General features: G+C 44.5%; 14 protein-coding genes and 2 pseudogenes. 15 read left to right on the forward strand and 1 reads right to left on the reverse strand.

Annotated features, from left to right (window positions below; translation table 11 throughout):
• Positions 1 to 264: 264 nt before the first annotated feature.
• The 14 genes from QUA56_RS22745 (at position 265) to QUA56_RS22810 (ending at position 15,056) form a co-directional block, all read left to right on the forward strand.
• Positions 265 to 507, forward strand: coding sequence for a hypothetical protein (locus tag QUA56_RS22745; protein WP_333361918.1), 243 nt, complete (start codon positions 265 to 267; stop codon positions 505 to 507).
• Positions 508 to 509: 2 nt separating this feature from the next.
• On the forward strand, positions 510 to 1,031 hold the full coding sequence (locus QUA56_RS22750; protein ID WP_333361921.1) for a hypothetical protein: 522 nt from the start codon (positions 510 to 512) through the stop codon (positions 1,029 to 1,031).
• A 261-nt stretch (positions 1,032 to 1,292) separates the two neighbouring features.
• Positions 1,293 to 4,673, forward strand: a complete 3,381-nt coding sequence (locus tag QUA56_RS22755; protein WP_333361924.1) for a DUF3854 domain-containing protein — start codon at positions 1,293 to 1,295, stop codon at positions 4,671 to 4,673.
• A 110-nt stretch (positions 4,674 to 4,783) separates the two neighbouring features.
• Positions 4,784 to 5,017, forward strand: a complete 234-nt coding sequence (locus QUA56_RS22760; protein ID WP_333361927.1) for a hypothetical protein — start codon at positions 4,784 to 4,786, stop codon at positions 5,015 to 5,017.
• A 737-nt stretch (positions 5,018 to 5,754) separates the two neighbouring features.
• Positions 5,755 to 5,967, forward strand: coding sequence for a hypothetical protein (locus QUA56_RS22765; protein ID WP_333361930.1), 213 nt, complete (start codon positions 5,755 to 5,757; stop codon positions 5,965 to 5,967).
• A 64-nt stretch (positions 5,968 to 6,031) separates the two neighbouring features.
• Positions 6,032 to 6,229 (forward strand): hypothetical protein, encoded by a 198-nt coding sequence (locus QUA56_RS22770; RefSeq protein WP_333361934.1) that lies wholly within the window; start codon positions 6,032 to 6,034, stop codon positions 6,227 to 6,229.
• Between the two features lie 1,147 nt (positions 6,230 to 7,376).
• The gene (locus tag QUA56_RS22775; protein ID WP_333361937.1) at positions 7,377 to 7,592 is read left to right on the forward strand and encodes a hypothetical protein; all 216 of its coding nucleotides are present in this window, start codon (positions 7,377 to 7,379) and stop codon (positions 7,590 to 7,592) included.
• A 71-nt stretch (positions 7,593 to 7,663) separates the two neighbouring features.
• Entirely contained in the window at positions 7,664 to 8,173 is a 510-nt protein-coding gene (locus QUA56_RS22780) for a hypothetical protein (RefSeq protein WP_333361940.1), read from the forward strand.
• Entirely contained in the window at positions 8,170 to 8,856 is a 687-nt protein-coding gene (locus QUA56_RS22785) for a hypothetical protein (protein WP_333361943.1), read from the forward strand. Before QUA56_RS22780 ends, QUA56_RS22785 begins: the two co-directional genes overlap by 4 nt.
• Positions 8,857 to 9,282: 426 nt before the next feature.
• Positions 9,283 to 9,456, forward strand: a complete 174-nt coding sequence (locus QUA56_RS22790) for a hypothetical protein (protein WP_333361946.1) — start codon at positions 9,283 to 9,285, stop codon at positions 9,454 to 9,456.
• Between the two features lie 205 nt (positions 9,457 to 9,661).
• Positions 9,662 to 10,063 (forward strand): plasmid mobilization protein, encoded by a 402-nt coding sequence (locus QUA56_RS22795; RefSeq protein ID WP_333361949.1) that lies wholly within the window; start codon positions 9,662 to 9,664, stop codon positions 10,061 to 10,063.
• A 65-nt stretch (positions 10,064 to 10,128) separates the two neighbouring features.
• Positions 10,129 to 11,727 (forward strand): relaxase/mobilization nuclease domain-containing protein, encoded by a 1,599-nt coding sequence (locus QUA56_RS22800; protein ID WP_333361952.1) that lies wholly within the window; start codon positions 10,129 to 10,131, stop codon positions 11,725 to 11,727.
• 559 nt (positions 11,728 to 12,286) lie between these two features.
• On the forward strand, positions 12,287 to 13,996 hold the full coding sequence (locus tag QUA56_RS22805; RefSeq protein ID WP_333361956.1) for an SNF2-related protein: 1,710 nt from the start codon (positions 12,287 to 12,289) through the stop codon (positions 13,994 to 13,996).
• A gap of 19 nt (positions 13,997 to 14,015) precedes the next feature.
• On the forward strand, positions 14,016 to 15,056 hold the full coding sequence (locus QUA56_RS22810; RefSeq protein ID WP_333033453.1) for a hypothetical protein: 1,041 nt from the start codon (positions 14,016 to 14,018) through the stop codon (positions 15,054 to 15,056).
• A 174-nt stretch (positions 15,057 to 15,230) separates the two neighbouring features.
• Here the strand turns inward: QUA56_RS22810 and QUA56_RS22815 are convergent.
• Positions 15,231 to 15,515: pseudogene (locus QUA56_RS22815) on the reverse strand (IS701 family transposase); the annotation flags it as partial.
• 76 nt (positions 15,516 to 15,591) lie between these two features.
• Here QUA56_RS22815 and QUA56_RS22820 point away from each other — a divergent pair.
• Positions 15,592 to 16,126, forward strand: a pseudogene (locus tag QUA56_RS22820) (ISAs1 family transposase); the annotation flags it as partial.
• Between the last annotated feature and the right edge of the window lie 64 nt (positions 16,127 to 16,190).

Consider the following 16,190-nt stretch of genomic DNA (forward strand, 5'->3'; position numbering starts at 1 on the left):
TGAAAAACTAGGCTGAACTGCGGGTATACACCAAGATTTGTTTATCTCGCGTTTGGTGTATACCCAAAACAGCAACGCCAAGTGTGCTGGATTAAAAGTTCAAAATGTCTCAGATTTTTTGCCAAAAGCTTTTGTGGACTGCATTTAGGTAGAACCAGAGCTAAGAACGGCATTTAAAATTTTTTGAGTTCCAAGACCCCCCAAACCCTTACTAGGAAAAGCTGGAGGCGTTTCAAAATACATCCATTTAAAGGAGTAACTGCAATGATTGGATGGCCATTTAGCAAAAGTGAAGATGACGATTCGGATCGGGAAAACAGGCATTGGGCCTCATCTGAAGAAGATTGCAAGGAAATGGAAAAGAAGTATGGCTGGAAACTCAAAAAAGTTGAACAAAACGATGACGATTCAGACATTGGGGTCGATTGCGTGTTTGAGGGCAAGCAGACCAGCTTCTGGGATATGTGGGGCGACCACCAAGACGAGCGAGATAAAGATGAGGAATAACTATGAAAGCACTTGATGTGATGACACAAACTGAAGAACTCGAACTTTACGACCCGCTGGCAAGCAAGCCTACCCTTAGCCTTTACCTGGTCAAAGAGCAAGAAAAATGGGTTCCTATCGAAAGCAAAGAGCTTGTTATTGGGAAACAGTTGACTCGACTGTTACAGCTTTCTCACGATTCGCGTCCTCTACTGAAACGCAAGGTCAAGCTGGGAGAACGGCTCACTTACCACGTTAAAAAAGAGGGTAGCCCTTGGAAAGCTTACCTTGTCACTCCCTCGGACTGGGTAGTGGTCAAGGTGTTCCGGTACGAAGCCGACCTATCAGAGGTTGAAGGGGATACGCCAGAATTTCGGAACGTACAGATTGCTTACTGCGAGCGCCAGCCTTTGACGCCAGAAGAAGCTGAGGCAATGACTTATGAGATTGTCAGCAAAGTTTCTGTGGATTCCTTTGGCGGCGATAAGGAAGCTTATCAGAAATTTCTTGCCAACCAACAGTCTAAGCAATACGTCCGGGTATAAAATTTGAAAAGGCTGTTGTCAACAAGCGACCGCCCGCATCGATTAGACAAGACAAAAAAAAAAGTCCGCTATCTAAAGAAGAGACGGCGAACAACCAAATATAAAAAAGTTTAGATTCATCATAGTCTATTTCTGCCATTACCGCATCATTTGCACCTTTGCACGTCAGCGGTAGTTACAGCAGAGCCGTCTCTTCTACATTTAGCGGGTTTTTGCAAACAAAACCAGTTAGCACCGCTATGAGTAGCGAGAGAGGCATCTATGAACGCTGTTGCAAATCAATTCTCAACTACCGCGTACCTTTGCCCCAAACACAAGAGCCACATCGAGAGCAGGGGGCTGCTGAACAATTGGAGTTACGCCAACTGCCGCACCGCCGAAGCGGGCGAGGCATCAGTATATTTGGGTTACGCGGCAAAGTCAGGCGGCATCCTATTCGTGGGTGCAACCACACAATTTCAGTTCAGGCCGGACAAGCCTTGGAAATCAGAAGGCAGTAAAAAAGCACCCAAATACCGCACGCCCGTTGGTGAATACGACGCATTCTTGCCCCAGCACCCCACCGACAAAAACTACTGGGAGCCGGAAAATCTCAAGCAGCACTGCTACCGCATCAACGACCATCCGTGCATTGTCCTCACTGAAGGCCCGTTCAAAGGAATCGCCGGTTGCGCCAACGGCATCCCAACTATTGCACTGCTGGGCGTTTCAATGGGTCTAACCTCTAAAAAAGGAGACATTCAAGGCAAGCGCTACTTGGTCGAAACTTTAGAAAAATACGCCCGTGCCGGCTTCGGGTTTATCTTTGCCTTCGATGCCGACGCCGCCACCAACCCAAACGTCACCTGGGAACAGCGGAAACTCGGTCTACAGTTGCTCAAGTTCGACGTTCCGGTCTACAGTGCAACTGGAGGTTGGGATGCGGGCACCGAAGGCGAGACAAAAGGCATGGACGATTTGATTCAACGAAAGAGCATTGAAGCTTTTAGAAAAGTGCTGGCCACGTCCGTTACTTTTAAGGACTGGGAATCAAAAACCTTTGGAGGCGACGGCGGCAGTGGTGAAACTAGAGACAGATACTTAGTCCCCAAGTCCACAACGTTTGAGGTGCACTGCCTCAAGAATTTATTCGGAGATGATTGGATAGTTGTCAATGATGCTTTCTACCAATGGAACGGGCGCTATTGGCAGTTCCAAGATGAAGCGGATGTGAACAAACTCATCGGCGACTTTACGGAGAATTGCTACGAAACAGCAGAAGTCGGCAAAAAGTTTAAGTTCGGCACTAACAAATTCTTAGATTCGGCTTTTAAATATTGCCGGAAGGTGCTGCACCAGAAGGTTGACACTTCTCGGAACCACCTCAAATCATTCTCCAACGGCACTGTAGATTTGAGGACTGGCGAACTGTTCCCACACGACAAGGAACATTACCTGCTTTCTTGTTCCCCCTGCGATTATGTGCCAGGGTCAGAATGTCCGGCCGAATTTAAGCAATTCATACTTTCTGCCTACGGTGTCGAACAGATAGAAGTCATCAGGGCCGTAACTTCGATGTACTTAGACCCAACCGCACCTTACGGGAAGTTTGCTTACTTGATTGGGGATAGCGGTAGCGGGAAAGGCGTGATGCTGCGGACTTGGGCAAACTTACTTGGCGAAGAAAACAGCGTTAGTTCCAATAGCTTGACCGAACTGACAAAACCTGAAGGCCGGCATCAATTATTAACTGGTAAATCCCTGTTTTACATCCCCGATGCTGGCGGTTTTCTTAGCGGACTCAAAGCTTTTTACGAGTTGGTGGACAACGGCGGCATTTCGGGACGGGCTCTATTTTCGGCATCGGCTTACCAGAAAAAATGGAACGTGCGATTTGCGATCGCCTCCGTCGAACACATCCAAACGGAGAACAGCGGCGATGGTTGGGACAGGCGCTGCATTCCGCTACAAACTCGCCCCCGAACGGCAAGCATCGAAGATCCGGAGCTAGGACGCAAACTATCGGCAGAGCTGGGCGAGATCGCTGGTTGGGCGCTATCAATGGACAAGACAGAACGCAATCGCATTTTGCTCGTACCGTCAACCAACCCGTCAATTGTCGCGTTGAAACAGGACGGCGCAATTCTAGGGGATAGCGTCCGTTCTTTTGTCGATCGCTGTTTGAGATCGGGTGGCGATAGTTACAGCGGCAGCGATTTGCACAGTTGGTACGCGGCATACTGCAAAGCCCACAATCTCTCGCCAAGCGGTTACAACAAATTCGTCCACCACTTGCAGCGAGTATTGTCCGATCGCTGGCGAGCTTCCGAGGTTGTGCGAGAAGGCGACAAAATCAAGCGCATTCCCGCTCAGTGGCGGGGACTTCAGATTTTACCGTGCTTTGTTGATGTAGCAGTCGCGGAGGATGAAGATGGCAGCAACCGCCCGCACATCTCGAACTGGGCTTGCATCAAAACTATTTGCTGTGATGGCGGATTGCAAGAATTAACTCAAACCCGCACGGTTACAGGCATTTCAAAGATTGCAGAACTGACAGCACATTCTCAAATAGCTCAAACCCTTGTGGTTACAGACGTTACAAGCACTTCTGAAATTGTTACAACATCTAAAAACCCTACAACCCGCATGGTTACAGACGTTACAGCGTTACAGGATGAAAGTAGCCAGTATGAAAAGACCTCATCATACGAGATCGCAGATGATCTTAATAACACGGCTGAAGATGAATCCTTAACTGATGTAACGCCTGTAACCACAACTGTTACACCCACTTTTGAGTCCTCAGCACAATCCTGTAACAGCTCAAAAACTTGTAACAACCCTCAGCTATCCGAGCCAGGGACGATCGCCCCGGAGGAATCCAAACCAACAGAGCCAACCGAACCAACAGAGCCGCCGAGCGTCCCGATGGTGAATTGGAATGTCGGCGAGCGAGTAAAAGTTTCGACCCAGTATCCCGGAGCTCAAGAATATATAGACGAGCAAGCCACCGTAGTTAAGGTGTGGAGCGATGGGCTATGCCGGATTGAGCTTGACCGCGAGATTTCAGTCATTGGAGGTAAACCTACCAAACAATTCAACCTTAACGGGCGTTACTTAGTTTCAGACTCCGCGACCGACTCAAATCTCAACGAAGAGGAACTAGAACTCGTTAACCTGATGCGGTTCGCGGTTACACAATCAGACCCCCTAGTTACCGACGCCGTGAAAATAAGTCTCACGGAAACTTGCGACAAAGGTTTCGCTAACCGAAAAAAAGTTTGGGGAGCGTTGACGGCGAGTGAGCGAACTGTATTTAAAGCGCTACTAGCTGAGTTAGAAGCTCAGCCTCAGCCGAAACAGTTACCTCACACCCCCGCCCCGGTCGAGTCCGATCCACAAACTCTATCTGCCCCAATCGAACTCTCGAAGCGGGAGTGGGAACAGCCGACAACAGAAGCAGTGACCCAAGGAGAGCCAATACTGACGCCGACGCCAGAACAGTTATCTGTGCCTCACGCCCCATTGGAATCAGAGCCAGAACCGGAGTTGCCAATCTTCACAGCAGATACTGAAGCGCATCAGCTTGATTTGCTGCCAGATTTCAAGCCGCTTTCAGACTCCGACGGGAGATTTTCGCCCGAATCTGAAGATTGGGTTTAATTCAAGAACACACTGCGAGCCTTGTCCAGTCTAAGCTTTCGTCTCTCTATATCGATTTTGGCTCTTAGTCAGCTTCACTCCAAGTAAGTGAGTTATTCCCATGAAAACATTTGTCGAATTCCAGCAGACTTATCTGTTCGCGACTCGCACCGTCGAGAGAAGCCGCCATCAATCGCATCATGAACAACCGCGAGCATCAAATATCGCAGGCGAAATTCGCAATCGCCACCGCAAACCGAAAACTTGAAAATTTAGAATCTTCGCGGATAGTGTTCCAAAGAAGAGCTGAGTACGAACAGGAACCGCCTGATGTGGGGGAGTTGCGGGAGGAATTGACTGCCTAAATCAGCGACTGGTGGCCGCCTATCAACTTCCTGAAATTACACCCTCTAAACGCGAGAAGCGGCTGCTGCGAGCGAGCAAGTCAAAGAATTCGTTGAAGGCGTGATTCTGAGTCTCAGTACCGAATCAATAATCAGGTGGAATCCACCTGGGGGTGTTGACGGGGTGACGGGGGTAAATGAGCAGTCGTACAGAAACTTACGCTAAGGCTGAAACTTTTACTGGATAAGCATTCTGGGAACTACTCTTTTTGTATCTCAAAAACTTAAAGAATTGAAAATTAAACTGTACCAATTAGAGCATAGGTTTTTTGGTACAGCTTTTTTGTACGACACAGTAAGGATTTGAGGCTTTTAAATTTCAGACAGATCAATTGGTACAAGTTTATAAGAGGCGAGCGCAGTATTCAAAACGACTAATCAATTCCTTAGCGTAAGTTTCTGTTCGACTGCTCATTTCACCCCGTGACAAGCAGATTGAAAGCAAAGGTGCGTCAAGGTTTTGAGTTGAGTGACCAAGCGAAAAGATACGCTTGCTGTAATTCAATTCAGATCCAGCAACTTGACTATTAATTCAATCCAGATGCAACAACTTGACTATTAATTCAATCCAGATGCAACAACTTGACTATTAATTCAATCCAGATGCAACAACTTGACTATTAATTCAATTCAGATGCAGCAACTTGACTATTAAATCAATCCACTTTTTGTTAAAAACGCTAAAAAATCACTAATTCTTGTGGAGCGCTAAAGTCAGGCAAGTGCAGTATAAAGTCAGGCAAGTGCAGTATAAAGTCAGGCAAGTGCAGGTATTTGCAGGGGGTGCACTTTACCTGCAATTACCTGAAAATATCCTGCAAATGCCTGACTTTTTCGGTCAAATTGCTGCTTTTTTGTGCTGTTCGTGCCTTTGCCTGTTGAGGCTGGTTATGGCTGTTCTCTGTCAGTAGCAAGCAATGGTTTTGCGATCGCAAACCTGACTTTTACGTGCAGAAACAAAAACAATGCACCCTCATGAATGCGGTAATCCTAGGTGTCAAGGCGATCGCGCTCTTGCTGGCTATCGGACAAACGATTCCCTCGCCATCATCGACATCAGCCGGCTGCTTCGCTTGCAAACAGGAGGGCAAGGCGCGATCGCGTCGGGCATCCGCCGCCAATGCCCAACTGCACCAACTGGCTTGCGTCGTGTCCGGCGACGCTCCATCGTAAAGGCGGCTGTCCTGTACACCAACTGGCTCGCTCTTGCCTTCAATATCGATTCACGCTCGCGTCAAGCACAGTTCTATCAAAGTCCAAACTGCCCCATCAAACTTTCTTGCCTTGATTGCCCAGAGTGTGCGTGAGCTCGCCTTCAATTTCTAACTGTTCTCATTGCAGTCTTGCAAAAACCCTAAATTGGTAAAAAGTGCTCAAATTCGACTCTTGTACGTCTATTTGACATGGCTTGCTATGCGACTAGCGCACTAACTAGGAGGATTTAAGAGGTGTTGGAGTACAAAAAATCAATTAAAAAGCAGCGAAAATTAATTTAATTTAATTAAGATTTGTGATAATTGGAGGAAAATTTAGGAAATATTAGGGAAAAGTAGGAGATATTAGGGAATATTAGGAAATATTAGGAAACAGAAGGGTTAAAATATAAAGCTTTTTGTGGCTTTTAGTAACAATCGTGAGCTGTTCTTTCTCACAAAAAGTTGCACCCTCTGTGTGGAGGATGCAACTCATGCTTTTTGTTCGCAGGTGCTATTTCTTAGAAGAACCTGACCTTTGTCGTAATATCAGTGGGGTTAGTACCTGAACCAGCGAGGCAACAGAGCGGATTAAGATAGCGATCGCTCCTTTGAATATTCTGGTACCCCAAAAAATTACTGAGACATCTCGCTTTTTTTGTACAAAAGTGCGGTAGCACTGCATTCAATCAAACTCGCCTCCCTGTACTGCAACTCCTGCTAAAAAAATGCTACCACCTTTGTCCGATAGGTTGATATGCAATAGCTAAATGGCTATAACAAGGCGGCAATCTTTTAGGCAACTTTAACAGTCTATTCGATTAGTTTGGCTTGCTCGAACTTGAAAGTACAGCATAATTGCTACCAGTTAGTCGCTGGCTTTTTCTACAATTGCGACTATTGGGGAATGCAGAGGCAAGCTGTGCCAGTTGTTAAATAAATCTTAAGCGTACCGGGACAGGAAAACACCTCAAAATTAACTTTTTGGGACCGCTCGACGATGAGTTTTTCTGAGCTATTGCTGTGGTTTTTGAGTTTTTATGAGTAAAATTGTGTAAGCTCAGTTTGAATTGTTAACCCAATTCTGGGCGGTATTAGCAACAAAAAACTCAAATTTATGCAAATTTATGCAAGCTGGGAAGAACTGGAAAAAAGCAGGGAAAGATGGTAGCAATAGCAATGTTGGGCGATATATTTATATCGGTAAAGGAGAGTTCCGGCTAAGTTTTCTGAAACTTATAGTGCGATCGCTCCTACCTACAACGGCTTCTCTTCAGCCGGGGCGAGCGCTGTATTCGCTACTAGGCTCTTGCCCTTCAACGAGCGCGCCCGCAGTAAATTAAAGTCGCCACACCTTAATTATTCGCTATTCGCGAATGTAGAATAAAGGAAACAATGCGCTCACTCATCCGCTATGCTAAAACCCCAAGATATCCTTGCAATACTCAAAGTCCACAGTTGGGAAAAAGCAACCTGGACTTACAGCACCCTCGCTCAAAGCTTGGGCATGAGCGCATCAGAGGTTCATGCTGCCCTTGAGCGTTCTGAAGCTGCCGGTCTGTATTATGGCTCCGAGCGGAAAATTTTAAAGCAAGCGGTGTTGGAATTCTTGGTTCACGGGCTGCGCTATGTATTCTACGCCCAGCCAGGCCCCCTCTCGCGGGGACTGCCAACTGCACATTCTGCTGAGCCATTGAAAAGCAAGCTGGTTGCTTCACCGTCTGAGGTTTATGTCTGGCCTGACCCTCAAGGTGTCGTGAGAGGACAGGCGATCGCGCCTCTGTACCGCTCAGTCCCCCAAGCTGCCAGTAACGATCCAAAACTTTATGCCTTGCTCAGCTTGATTGACGCTATTCGAGTTGGTCGGGTGCGGGAGCAACGTTTAGCCGCTAGCGAACTTGAAAAGAGGATCGTCGCTCTATGAATCAGCAGATATTCATGCTGGAAACAGTCGCCCGGATACTCTCTCAAGTACGCACTACCATCGTCTTCACAGGAGGAGCAACGATATTCCTGTATCTGGACGAAGTGGCTGCTCCTGACATTCGACCTACCGATGATGTTGATTGTGTTGTGGAAATCACGTCCAGAGCTGAATATTACAACTTCTCGAACTTGTTGCGAACCCTTGGGCTTCAAGAGACTACAGAATCAGGTGCACCCCTATGTCGCTGGCAGTATGAGGGCATTTCAATTGATGTCATGCCGTGCGATGAATCGGTGCTGGGGTTTTCTAACCGCTGGTACAAGCCAGGTATTGCTAATTCTATTCGCTACCAACTTCCAAGTGATAGGCAAATCCTAATTTTTTCAACGCCTTACCTCCTCGCTTCCAAAATAGAAGCTTTCACGGGTAGAGGCGGAGGTAACTTTTATTTTAGTTCTGATATTGAAGACATCGTGGCATTGCTTGACGGGCGTTTTAGTTTGTTTGAGGAAGTGCAGCAAGCTGACTATGAAGTGAAAGCATTTTTATCAGAATGGTTTCGAGCCGAGCTGGAAAATCTGTGTTCCATCGCGCCTGCTTTCCTCTCACCCGCTGCTAAAAATTCAGGTCGCACTCGCTTGCTCTTGCAAAGAATTGAAAGGCTGGCGATAGTAGTTTAGTAGTTGACTGCTAGCAATAGATGGCAGCGGACACTTGATTTTTAATTCAACTTACCATACCGTAACTTGACTATTAAATCAATCCAATCTTTGTTAAAAACGCTAAAAAATTAGCTAATTGTTGTGAGCGTTAAAATCAGGCATTTGCAGTATAAAGTCAGGCATTTGCAGTATAAAATCAGTGACATTACAGGCATTTGCAGGGGCTGCACTTTACCTGCAAATGCCTGCAAATGCCTGTAAATATCCTGCAAATGCCTGCAATTTTATGCCAAATTACTGCTTTTTTGTGCTGTTCGTGTCTTGACCTGTTGAGGCTGATTATAGCTGTTCTTTCTCGGTAGCAAGCAATGTTTTTGCGATCGCAAACTCTGACTAATTCGTGCTGACAAAAAATAATGCACCTTTATGAATGGGGCATCCTAGATGTCAAGGCGCTTGATTTTTACCCGCTCTTCGGCTGTACCGATTGCTCACATTTGTGGCGGCTTTTTGTGGCAGCACAGGCATCAATTGCCACAACTTTCCCCTCGCACTTGGGTAGCGATCGATCGCATTGCTCGCTCTCTTGTTAGCCAGCTATCGCGGTCAGACGTTTAATCGTCTGACCGCGTGCGATCGCCTCACTCGCTATAATTTATACACAAAAATTAAATTAAATTAAAGTTGGGTAGGGGTCAGTCTCACTTTGATAAACCCTCTAATAGCCCTCTCCAATTGGGGGGGATAAGATTACCTGATTAGGGGTTTTTAATTACAGTTGTTAACTGGTATTTTGGCAAGAGGTTTTTACTGATTAAAAACTATGAAAACTTTACCGTCCGTCAAACCTAGAGAGCTGCTATCTAACCATATTCACATTCGCCTAACTGACTCAGACTACAATCAAATTAAAGCAAGAGCCTCGCTAGTAAATTTGAGCATGAGCGACTTCATGCGCCGCGCCGCATTGAGGAGAACTATGCCGCGCCCTCTAGCTGCATTTGACTTAAAAGCCTATCAAGTGTTATGCAAGATTGATGCCCAATTGAGAATTGGAGGAAACAACCTCAATCAGATTGCTAAAGCTTGCAATAGTGCTGTGGCATTGGGAGAACCAGTTGTTGTCAATACAGGACTCTTAGAAAGCGTACAGCAACTCATTCGAGAAAACGGGGGTGCAATTAAAACAATAGTTGCAAACCTCGCCAAATCTACAGTACGCTAATTATTAACAAGCCTGGGCTTTACCGCCTGAGCAATCGATTCTGTGCAACTGACGGCTTTTCGGTTATGATTGGCAAACAAATCAAAGGTACAGGCTTTCGGGGCTGCCTGAACTACGTGCTGGGCAAAAAAGACGCCGCTCTAATTGGCGGTACTATGTGCGGACAAACTCCTGAAGAACTGGCTGCTGAATTTGCGATAGCCCGACAACTAAGACCTAACCTAAAAGTAGCCGTTTTTCACGCCACTTTATCTGTCGATAGCACCGAAAAACTAGAAGATTCTGAAGAAAATGACCAACGCTGGCTGGCTATCGCAGCCAACTACATGAAAGCGATGGAATTTCACAACAACCAATACGCAGTTGTCAAGCACAGCGATACAGAACACGACCACATCCACATCGTCGCCAGTCGCATTTGCCTAGATGGAGGTGTTGTTGACGATAGCTGGGATTATTACAAAAGCCAAGAAACTATTCGCCAGCTCGAACGGAACTACAGCCTGGAAACTGTTACACCCAGTTGGGAAACAGACAAGCGAGCTCAGACTACAGGAGAACACAGGCAATTAAAAAGCCAGGGAAACAAGAGCGTCAGGGTGCAATTGCAAGACCTAATTGATGAAGTTACCCAAGACAATCCAAGTATGCCACAATTCGTTGAGCGGTTGCAGCAACAAGGAGTAGAGGTGCAAGTCGGATTGACTCGAACTGGAATCGGCTTCAGTCAAGGCATTTCTTACAATTTAGATGGAGTCGCTTTGAGTGGCACTCAGTTGGGTAAAGCCTACACTTTTTATGGATTGCAGAAGCATCGAAGCGTTAGCTATGACAAAGGGCGAGATAACGCCCTAATTGACGCTTTAATGCAGCCACAACACTTAGCTATCGCCCCCAGTGAGGCAGAGGAAAATGAGTTAGAGTCGTCACAATCCGAGCTAGCAGCAACCGCGCCTGTAACTCCTGCAACAGCAAATGAGTTAGAGTTGTCACAATCTGAGCTAGAAACAACCGCACTTGCAATTCCTGCAACACCAAATGAGTTAGAGTTACAACTGTCAATCCTGCCAGAAAGGAATGAAACTCAGTGGCAAAAAGTGCGATCGCATCTCGCAGTCGAGTACAGTTTACCTTTAGAGTTACTCGATTTATTGTACTCTCATTCTTGGTTGTATGCCGACTCAGAAAAGGCTGTCTTTACGGCACGGACGCTTGAGGGGGAAGCCCGGTTCGCTTTTGTTCTCAATGAAAGAGGCAACTTTACTACAACCCATCCCCTGTCATCTGAAGCTGCTTTCTGGGTAGCCACTACCGGAGAAATTGAGCGAGCTGTGATTGCTTGTAACCCAATAGAAGCCCTTTCAATTTTGCTTATTGAACAGGATAACTCTACAACAGCACCAGCGACACTTTACCTAGGAATTGAACGAGCTTCACAACTGCCTATAGAATTCTTACAAGAACTCGATAGCGTTATTATAGCGATTGCAGAAAATTCTCAGCTCGCTCGAAATGCGCGATCGTTGCTACCGAATGCAGAACTTGTCAATCCACAGTCAAGTTGGAATGATATCTGGATACAATTAATTGAGCAAGAACAGCAAAATATTCAACCAAATAACCAACCTTATAAACAGCGCATCCAAGACATCGAACTGGATTAATTGTTGCTACCTTAAATTTGTCTAGAATTTAAACAAAGTGCTTAGGTTCATAAAACAATCAATATGTTTGATAAAACCTGTTGATCAATAAGCTGTTAGTCATTTAAATTTATTGCCTCAACCCCTTGCAGTACGGGGTCTGGTCCACAAATAGTGCAGTTTGAATGTCGAACAGCTTACTTCGGACAGTTTTTTAACGGCCCAGCACCGCCGAGGGCGAGGAAGCCCTGCCATTTTTTACGCATTTTCTGAAACGAGTGCGCGCTTACTTAAACCTTGAAAAAATAGTCCAGCATATAGCCAGTAAGGGTTTCGGAGACTCGACTAGATCTAAAACTGTCCGAAGTATTGCTTATGGGACAAGGATTATGTCTCACCACTACTTCCGTATCACTACCAAGCATCATAACGCTTGCTGTACAATAAAGGGTTCTAGCCGTGGGTCGCCCGTATTCTTAGCCCCAAACGCTAAGGATAATGACTACACTTATTACCTAGCAAAGCTTTTAGGCTAGCGGACAGGTCTGTTTAGCAGACCAAGTAAGGAAAAACTATAAATATGGAAAAAAACTATACATTTCAATTCAATCCTTCCACTGCCTTAGAAGCCCTGAAAGCTGGTAAATACGACCCGCTTAACTTCTACGAAGCGCGTTTAGACCTGTTTAACCTCTCGGTAATGGCAGACTATGACCAACTCATTTGCCTACCCACATTAACTGCTATCGACAAATACTGGTATCAGATTGAAACAGCCCGAAAAGTCCTCAGACAAATGGGGGGACGCGCATTACTAGCGGATGAAGTGGGATTGGGTAAAACCATTGAAGCGGGACTAATCATCGCCGAATACTTAGCTAGGGGGATGGTAAAGTCCATCCTAGTGTTAACTCCGGCATCCCTAGTTTCCCAGTGGCAATCAGAGTTAAGTGACAAATTTAATATCGCTACTATCACCACAGATAACCGTGACCCACAACAACCGATAGACGAATTTTGGACAAATAATCCGCGAATTATCGCTTCATTAAACACGGCTAAGTCTGCTAAACATTATCTTCACGTCACCAGTCGTACTTGGGATTTGGTTGTTGTCGATGAGGCACACCATCTAAAAAATCGCAGTACCCTCAACTGGAAACTGGTCAACGCCCTCAATAAGCGGTTTATCCTCATGCTTACTGCTACGCCAGTGCAGAACTCCCTTGTGGAACTGTTTAATCTGCTAACCCTCCTCAAACCGGGACTGCTACAAACAGAAGCCGCTTTTAAAAAAGAATACGTCAATTCCAAGAATGGACGAGTCCCTAAAAATCCCGAAAAGTTACGCACTCTGATGCGGGAAGTTATGGTACGAAATACCCGCGCCCTAGTAGATGTCAAACTGCCCAAACGCTTCGCCACCACAATTACCGTTACCCCGGCAGCCGGAGAGGAGAAACTTTACCAAGACTTGAGCAAGTATCTACGTTCTTCAGAGGACAAACTAGACAGACTCTCCCGTACTAATTTGCTAATGCGAGCGGGTTCATCCCCTAATGCTTTAGCTGACTCCCTCAAGCAACTGACTGTCCGCCTACCCGATGAAGAACTGAAGTCTTTAGCTGCACGAGCATCCCAAGTCAAGCAGGTCGAGAAAGCAAAAACCTTAGTAGAGATGCTTTCCAAATCTCGCCAGAAAACCTTAGTTTTCACAACCCATAAAGCAACTAGCACCTATTTAGCTAAAACGCTGCAAGCGGCAAATATCCCCTTTGCAGAATTTACTGGCGGAATGTCCCTTAAACAGAAAGATGAGGCTATAGCCGCATTTCGGGATAATGTTTCTGTACTCTTAGCATCGGAAACAGGGGGAGAAGGACGTAACATCCAGTTTGCTAATGCGATCGTTAATTATGACCTGCCCTGGAACCCAATGAAAATTGAACAGCGCATTGGTCGTATCCACCGCATCGGACAAACCCAGGATGTTTTTATTTTTAACTTCTGTCTCAAAGGCAGTATCGAAGAGTATATTCTGCGGATACTGCACGACAAAATTAATATGTTTGAACTGGTAGTCGGAGAAATTGAAACAATTTTAGGCAATGTGGATGATGAATTTGACTTTAGTGAAGTTGTCATGGATATCTGGCTTAAGCATCAAGTTAAACCCGAATTAGATCAAGCCTTTGAGCAATTGGCAGATAATTTGTTGAAAGCCCAAAAACAATATGAGCAAATTCAAGAACTGGATGAACAGATTTTTGGCGAAGATTTTGAAGCTTGAAAAATTGATTTGATTAAATATGTTATCAGACCCAATAATTACTACTTTAGAAAAAATTGTAGCTCTCCATGACGGAATAGCTGAACCGGCTGGGGAACACGTTTTAAATGCGCTGTTAAATGAAAACATAGCCTCGTTACTTTCTCTACCAGAAGAAGTAACTTTTACAACTATCACTGATGTACCTCAAAGTGTTTTTGTTACTTATCATTCAGAAGTATTAAATAAATTATCTGAACTATTAGCTGTTAAAGGGCAGATTAGTGCCTTGGGTGTAAAATTTGATGGCTATCTAAAAGCTACGGGATTTGACAAAAGCATACCAGAGAGATTCAAACCTCAAAATGGGTTAATTCGTTTTGTAGATGCTAAACCATCAACCACTCGCTACATTTTATGTAATGTGGCTTACACAGCGAATGCCGAAGAAAAAAGGATTGGTCTAGTTTCGTTTATTATCAATGAAATAACAGGAGTAACACCAGTACAAATTGGGGATGCTTTATTTTGGGAGTCTGACAGAATGGATGTGGATAATCAAGAAACACCATTTTCTATTCCTTTTGATGAGTTGTTGAAGTTAATCGAACATCAAAGTGGAATATTGATTGGAAAATCTTTAGATAATTGGCAGGCTAAATTAACAAGAGCAAGAGCTAGGGATGAAGAAAGACTCAAGGATTATTACAACACGATTAGCTCTGGGATACGCCACAAGATTGAGTTGAAAAATTTGATTGGTGATGAATTAGACAAAGAATTAGCTCGAATTGAAGCTACTAATAGAGAGCTAGATCGAAAATTGTTAGATATCCAAGAGCGTTATGCAATGAGTGTAGAAGCTTGGTTGCACAGTGCAATGATTATCCATCTACCTACAGTACATATTCAATGTGAGTTGCAAAGAAAGAAAACGAAACGGACTGTAACAGTAGTTTGGAATCCGTTCACTAAAATTATTGAACCTCTTTGCTGTGAATTATCAGGAGAACCTGTTTACGATTTCTATTTAGATGATCTATCAGCTAAAATTATCTCCCCGACAGTTTGGACTAGATAAGCGCGAAGCTTTTAGCATCACCGTACAAAAAACCTTATCTGTAGTGACCTGCAATCATAGGTAGTAATAAATATGTAGTGATTAGATATTTCTTGAGTCAAAATATAGTTGTAATGATGGATAAAATACCGGTAGTAATAAATATGTAGTGACATTTAACCCTCTTTTGTCACTCTATGCAGAGGAAAAGTTGCAATAAGGGATATTGAGGTTTTGAAAAATTGAAGGAGTTAAATTATTGACAAGCATTTGAAGTTTAAAAAAGCCCTCGGATAACTTAGGAACAGTAAAAACTTATAGCCAAGGTTTAATAAAGTTAAAGAGTACAAATGGTTGAAGTATTAAACGGAGGTTGTTAAGAATATTCTTCCACCCCTTTCCTCGATCCCACCAAGGATGTGATGAAAAATTAGATTCAGATTGTGGTGGTAATTCAGGCAGGGCGAACGCATCTAAACTTTATGTTAACATAATCTGGTATATTAGAGAAGAATTATTGAGTACCTACAAAACATTTAATTAGACTTTGCCCTGCATGAAACTCAAACCTAAAATCACCATCGCCGACCATTTTGCCGACTTAGAAGATCCAAGAATTGATCGAACGAAACATCATCAATTAATTGATATTATCACCCTCTCAATTTGTGCGGTGATTTGTGGTGCTGATACATGGGTGGATATTGAAAGTTACGGGCGCAGCTCAATACGAATGGTTGAAAAAATTTTTAGAATTGCCGAATGGCATACCTTCACATGACACAATTGCGCGAGTATTTTCTCGCCTCAAACCGGAGCAATTTCAGAAATGTTTTTTGAGTTGGATTCAATCTATTAGTTGTTTAATTCCAGGAGAAGTAATCGCAATTGATGGCAAAACTCTTCGCCATTCTTACGATGGGGGAGGAGATAAAAAAGCAATTCATATGGTCAGTGCTTGGGCGACGAGTCAAAGATTAGTTTTAGGACAGGTTAAGGTTGATAAAAAGTCAAATGAGATCACAGCTATTCCGGCTTTACTCAAAGTATTAGAATTAAGTGGAAGCATTGTCACGATGGGTCTTCTGGGTTTGCGGTGATAAGAAAGACTAATTAGAAAAGCAAGCTAATAGTCGATCTCGAAAATTGTCGAAA

Origin of the sequence: Microcoleus sp. N3A4 (genome assembly GCF_036701805.1) — a bacterium.
Lineage (GTDB): Bacteria > Cyanobacteriota > Cyanobacteriia > Cyanobacteriales > Microcoleaceae > Microcoleus.